The sequence below is a fragment of the Tardiphaga sp. genome (assembly GCF_025356345.1).
Lineage (GTDB): Bacteria > Pseudomonadota > Alphaproteobacteria > Rhizobiales > Xanthobacteraceae > Tardiphaga.
Genome location: NZ_JANXTC010000173.1, coordinates 1 through 4991, shown reverse-complemented (window position 1 = coordinate 4991; position 4991 = coordinate 1). Strand labels below are relative to the sequence as shown.

Sequence of the window (4991 nt, the reverse complement as noted above, 5' to 3'; positions counted from 1 at the left end):
AACGCCATGCTCGCCGGTCAGCACGCCGCCGACCTCGACACACAACCGCAAGATATCCGAGCCAAAATCCTCGGCGCGCTGCAGCTCGCCGGGCTTGTTGGCGTCGTACAGGATCAAGGGATGCAGATTGCCATCGCCGGCGTGAAACACATTGGCGACGCCGAGCCCGTATTTCGCCGACATCTCCTTCATCCGCCGCAGCACCAACGGCAGCGCGGCGCGCGGGATGGTGCCGTCCATGCACAGATAATCCGGCGAGATCCGGCCAACCGCGGGGAACGCTGCCTTGCGCCCGGACCAGAACAGCAGCCGCTGCTGCTCCGAGGTCGAGATCTGGCAGGTGGTCGAGCCGCAGCCCAGCGCAATGGCTTCCACCCGCTGGATCAACTCGTCGACCTCGACGCCCGGGCCGTCCAGCTCGATGATTAAGAGTGCCTCGACATCGAGCGGGTAGCCGGCATGAACGAAGGCCTCGGCGGCGTGGATCGCCGGCCGGTCCATCATCTCCATGCCGCCCGGAATGATGCCGGCGCCGTTGATGTCGGCGACGCATTTGCCGGCCTCTTCCACTTCGGCAAAGCCGATCATCAGCGCGCGCGCCGTCTCCGGCTTCTGCAGGATGCGCACCGTGACTTCGGTGATGACGCCGAGCAGGCCCTCGGAACCGGTGATGATGCCCAGCAGGTCATAGCCCGATGGCTCCGCCGACTTGCCGCCGACCTTGATGATCTCGCCCGACATCAGCACGATCTCGCAGCCGAGCAGATTGTTGGTGGTCATGCCGTATTTCAGGCAGTGCACGCCGCCGGAATTCTCCGCGACATTGCCGCCGATCGAGCAGGCGATCTGCGACGACGGGTCGGGCGCGTAATAGAAGCCGGCATGCGCCACCGCCTGGCTGAGCGCCAGGTTGGTGACGCCGGGCTCGGTGACCACCGCGCGGTTGGCCAGATCGATCTCGCGAATCCGCTTGAACTTGCCGAGCCCGAGCAGCACCGCATCGGCCAGCGGCAGCGCGCCGCCCGACAGCGACGTGCCGGAGCCGCGCGGCACCACCTTGATGCCATTGTCGAAGCAGTAGCGCAGCACGCGCGACACCTGCTCGGTGTTGTCAGGCAGCACCACGACCATCGGCGGCTGCCGATAGGCCATCAGCCCGTCGGACTCGTAAGGCAGCATTTCGGCAGCGCTGGAGATCACGCCCTCGCCCGGCACGATCGCGCGCAACGCCGCCACGATCGCTTCGCGGCGACGGAGTACCGCCTGATCCGGCGCGGGCATCATGATCGTCATGTCGTCTCTCCCGCTATTGTTTTATTCATCGCGCGATCGCATAATTTGGAAACAAGCACGTCCCGCCGCGTTTGGGTAGGTCATCACACTAGCATCGGCTGGCCATTCCGGCCCAGTCGCGCTAATTTGTTGCAAGTTTCGCGTGCGAAAAATACCTTTGCAAAGCCCCAACAGAAGAGCCCTCCATGCAGAATTTCGTTCGTCGCGCCGTGATTATCGCTGCCGTCTGCACCGCCGCCTCGTCCGCCGCATCGGCGCAGGACCTCGCCGCCGGCAAGTCGTCGTTCAACAAATGCATGGCCTGCCACGCGATCGGCGAAAACGCCAAGAACAAGGTCGGACCGCAGCTCAACGGCCTGAACGGCCGCAAATCGGGCATTGCGGAAGGCTATTCCTATTCGGACGCCAACAAGAATTCCGGCATCACCTGGGATGAAGCGGTGTTCAAGGAATACATCAAGGACCCGAAGGCCAAGATCCCCGGTACCAAGATGGCGTTTGCCGGCATCAAGAAGGAAACCGAGATCAACGACCTCTGGGCCTACGTCTCGCAGTTCGACAAGGACGGCAAGGTCATCGCGAAGTAACGCTGCTATAGAGCGCGAAGGCCGCTGTTCTATCCCCTCCCCCCTTGCGGGGGAGGGGACACTTCTGACTGTGCCCGCACTGCAGAAGCAACAATCGAAAAATACTTACGCCCCGACCGCCATTCGCGTCGGCAGCACCGCCTGCACCACCAAGCCGCGGGCGCGGGCGTCCATCACGCCCACCGCGCGCAGGGCCAGCAGCGTCACCGTCTGCACCGCGTCGCGCAGCCGGGCGGGATCGTCGAGATTGTCCGGCGCCATCGGTCCGACCAGCGCCTCGTGCAATGCCCCGAGCAGCGCCGCCGCGGCCAGCGCGGTGTCCTGCGCCGGCAGATGTCCGGCGCGGATCGCGGCGCTGATGCGCAGCTCGATTTCGCCGGCGATCTCGCGGCGGCTGGCGAGCCGCGATTCGGTAACGTCGACCTCGACCGGCTCGGCCAGAATGCCCCACGACAATTTACGGTGCGACACCACATGCACGGCGACCGTGGTCACCGCGGCGGCGAGCGCCGAGGACGGCCCCGGCGCGGCATCGGCCGCGCGGCGGATCGCGGCCAGTTCGTCGCGCGAAACGTCGGCGATCAGTTCGGAAATCAGATCGGCCTTGGAGGGGAAATAACGGTACACCGTGCCCGCGGCGACGTTGGCCCGGATCGCGACCGGGGCGATCTGCACGGCGGCCATGCCGCCATCGGCGCAGGTATCCCGCGCGGCTGCCAGAATGGCGCTGCGCCGCGCGGCAAGGCGCTTCACGACCTGTTGGGTCCGCCGGTAAACCATGCGCGTTTCTCATCCCCGGCACCGCTCCGCGGCCGACCGGCCGTCAGAGAACGTGCACGACTTCAAGGTTTTGGGCGGCTTCAGCATTCAGCCGCGATAAGAACTGAACACTAGTTCAGAGTTGTTGACAAGACGTTTTGCCGCAACCCCGGCTACGACCTTAGAGCCCGGTATTATCCTCCGAATCCCATCGCGCGCGCCGCCGCCGCGACCGCCATTCCGGTGATCACCGCGATGAAATCATTGCGCCGGATGATGGTCACCAGCATCGCGGCGACGATGGCAAACATCACCACCGGCCCGCCATTGACCGCCACCGGCAGCGCCGCCGCCACGATGATCGAGCCAGGCAGCGCATCGAGCATGCGGCGGACCCGCGGCGTCACATGGACGTAGCCCATCAGCCAGTAGCCGCCGAGCCGCGAGGCCACGGTCACCGCGGTCATCACGGCGAAGGCGATCATCATGTCGCCGCGCAAGAACTCGTTCACGACGCGGCCCCGTGGGCCGGCGCCGGCTCGTCCATCAGCCCGGCCGAGATCGCGCCGCACAGCGCGCCGGCGATGATGAACCACCAGCCGCCAACCAGCCAGTGCACCAGCAGCGCGACCACGCCCGACACCACCCAGGGAATGGCGCGCCGCGGGCCCTTCCACGCCGGCACCAGCATCGCCGCATAGAACGCCGGCATCACCAGGTCGACGCCGTATTTACGCGGATCGGTGAGCTGCTCGGCGAGCAGGAAACCGGGGATCGCCGAGAACAGCCACACCAGATACAGCACGATGCCGCCGCCGACATAGAACCAGGCATCGGCGCCGCCATGCTCGCGGTAGCGCATCGCCGCCAGCCAGCCGCCATCGGTGACCAGCAGCATCGACGGATAGGCCTGCCAGGCCGGCAGCGTGCCGAACCACGGCCGCAGCGTCGCACTCATCAGCATGAAGCGGACATTGACGGTGAGCGTCAGCAGCGCCAGCGTCGCGATCGACGACGGCGTCAACCGGTCCGGCCAGGACTGCACGGCGACGAATTGCGACAGCCCGCCATAGACGGTGGCCATCATGATCTCGACCTCGGCCAGCGAAAAATGTTTCTGCGCGCACAGCGCGCCGAACGCCATGCCGAACGCCAGTGTGCCCGGCAGCATCGGGCCGATCGCAACGATGCCGGGAAGGATAGCGGCGCTCGACCAATAGGCCGGCGCCTTGTTGATTCCCGTGTGCATGTTGATCCGCCTTTTTTCCAAGCGTGCAGTCCGGCGGCCAAGGGGTCAAGGTGGGCGGGTATCATGGAGGGCATGCAATTCAGTTTGTCATTCCGGGGCGCGAGCGCGCCAGCGGCGAGCGAACCCGGAATCCCGGGATAGGACGATGAACGTTTCGGGGTTCCGGGTTCGCGTTCGGCTGACGCCGTCCGCGCCCCGGAACGACAGTTCGCAGCAGTCCCATCATCGGGAATTCTTCCCGATCCGCGCGCCAAACATTCCCGCCGCTTCAGCGGTATTTTGTTTGAGTAACCCCGTCTCCTCCCGCAGTCTTTCGTCAACGCGCGCAGACGCGACATCGGGGGACGCGATGGCAAATCGATTCATATCAATAGCGGCCATGGCAGGCGCGATGGCCCTGCTATCATTCGCCGCTACGGCCCAGGAAAGGCTTCCGGAAATCCAGGTGATCTCCAATACGCCGGTGCAGGGGCCGGGCGTCGACCGCGACAAGATCCCGTCGCTGACCTCGAGCGTCACCGCCGAGGATTTCCAGCGCAGCCATTCGCCAGACATCACCGACACCCTGTTCCAGCGGGTGCCCGGCGTGTCGCTGTCCGATCCAAACGGCAATGGCGCGCAGCAGGAAATCCGCTACCGCGGCTTCGCGGCATCGCCGCTGCAGGGTACGCCGCAGGGCATCGCGGTCTATATGAACGGCATCCGCCTCAACGAATCCTTCGGCGACACCGTGAACTGGGACCTGATCCCGACCAATGCGATCTCGCGCGCCGACATCTTCACCAACAATCCGGTGTTCGGCCTCAACGCGCTCGGCGGCGCCATCAGCCTGCGGACCAAAAACGGTTTTACCTATCAGGGCCTCGAGGCCGAGGGCCAGGGCGGCTCGTTCGGCCGCGGCCAGGGCGGCCTGCAATATGGCGCGGAGATGGGAAACTGGGGCGTCTACATCGCGGCGCAGGGCCTGACCGACGATGGCTGGCGCAAGGCGTCGCCCGCCCGGCTCGGCCGCTTCTACGGCGACATCGGCTATCGCGACGATCGCGCGGAATTCCATCTCTTTGGCGCGGTGTCGTCGAGTTCGTTCGGCGTCGCCGCGGCGA

Annotated in this window: 6 protein-coding genes; 2 read left to right on the top strand and 4 right to left on the bottom strand. The window is 65.6% G+C overall.

The window, feature by feature from the left end; all coding sequences use genetic code 11:
* Positions 1-1293: FAD-linked oxidase C-terminal domain-containing protein (locus Q0S16_RS10265; protein WP_295847827.1), on the bottom strand; the 1293-nt coding region annotated here is incomplete at its 3' end.
* Between the two features lie 185 nt (positions 1294-1478).
* Between Q0S16_RS10265 and cycA the strand changes: the two genes are divergently transcribed.
* Complete coding sequence (cycA, locus tag Q0S16_RS10260; RefSeq protein WP_295847818.1) at positions 1479-1880, top strand: cytochrome c-550 CycA; 402 nt, start codon at positions 1479-1481, stop codon at positions 1878-1880.
* A 105-nt stretch (positions 1881-1985) separates the two neighbouring features.
* Here cycA and Q0S16_RS10255 read toward each other — a convergent pair whose 3' ends face one another.
* The 3 genes from Q0S16_RS10255 to Q0S16_RS10245 all read right to left on the bottom strand — a co-directional run bounded on the left by Q0S16_RS10255 (position 1986) and on the right by Q0S16_RS10245 (position 3888).
* Positions 1986-2660, bottom strand: a complete 675-nt coding sequence (locus Q0S16_RS10255) for a helix-turn-helix domain-containing protein (protein ID WP_295847816.1) — start codon at positions 2658-2660, stop codon at positions 1986-1988.
* 173 nt (positions 2661-2833) lie between these two features.
* The gene (locus tag Q0S16_RS10250; RefSeq protein ID WP_295847812.1) at positions 2834-3151 is read right to left on the bottom strand and encodes an AzlD domain-containing protein; all 318 of its coding nucleotides are present in this window, start codon (positions 3149-3151) and stop codon (positions 2834-2836) included.
* Positions 3148-3888, bottom strand: coding sequence for an AzlC family ABC transporter permease (locus Q0S16_RS10245; RefSeq protein WP_295847809.1), 741 nt, complete (start codon positions 3886-3888; stop codon positions 3148-3150). Before Q0S16_RS10245 ends, Q0S16_RS10250 begins: the two co-directional genes overlap by 4 nt.
* A gap of 391 nt (positions 3889-4279) precedes the next feature.
* On the opposite strand from Q0S16_RS10245, the gene Q0S16_RS10240 reads away from it, so the two are divergent.
* Positions 4280-4991 (top strand): Plug domain-containing protein (locus tag Q0S16_RS10240; RefSeq protein WP_295847807.1); only part of this gene is annotated, 712 nt, incomplete at its 3' end.

Excerpts from the sequence above, each read along its gene's own strand:
- cycA (WP_295847818.1), top strand. The coding sequence starts at position 1,479 with ATGCAGAATTTCGTTCGTCGCGCCGTGATTATCGCTGCCGTCTGCACC.
- Q0S16_RS10255 (WP_295847816.1), bottom strand. The coding sequence starts at position 2,660 with ATGGTTTACCGGCGGACCCAACAGGTCGTGAAGCGCCTTGCCGCGCGG.
- Q0S16_RS10245 (WP_295847809.1), bottom strand. The coding sequence starts at position 3,888 with ATGCACACGGGAATCAACAAGGCGCCGGCCTATTGGTCGAGCGCCGCT.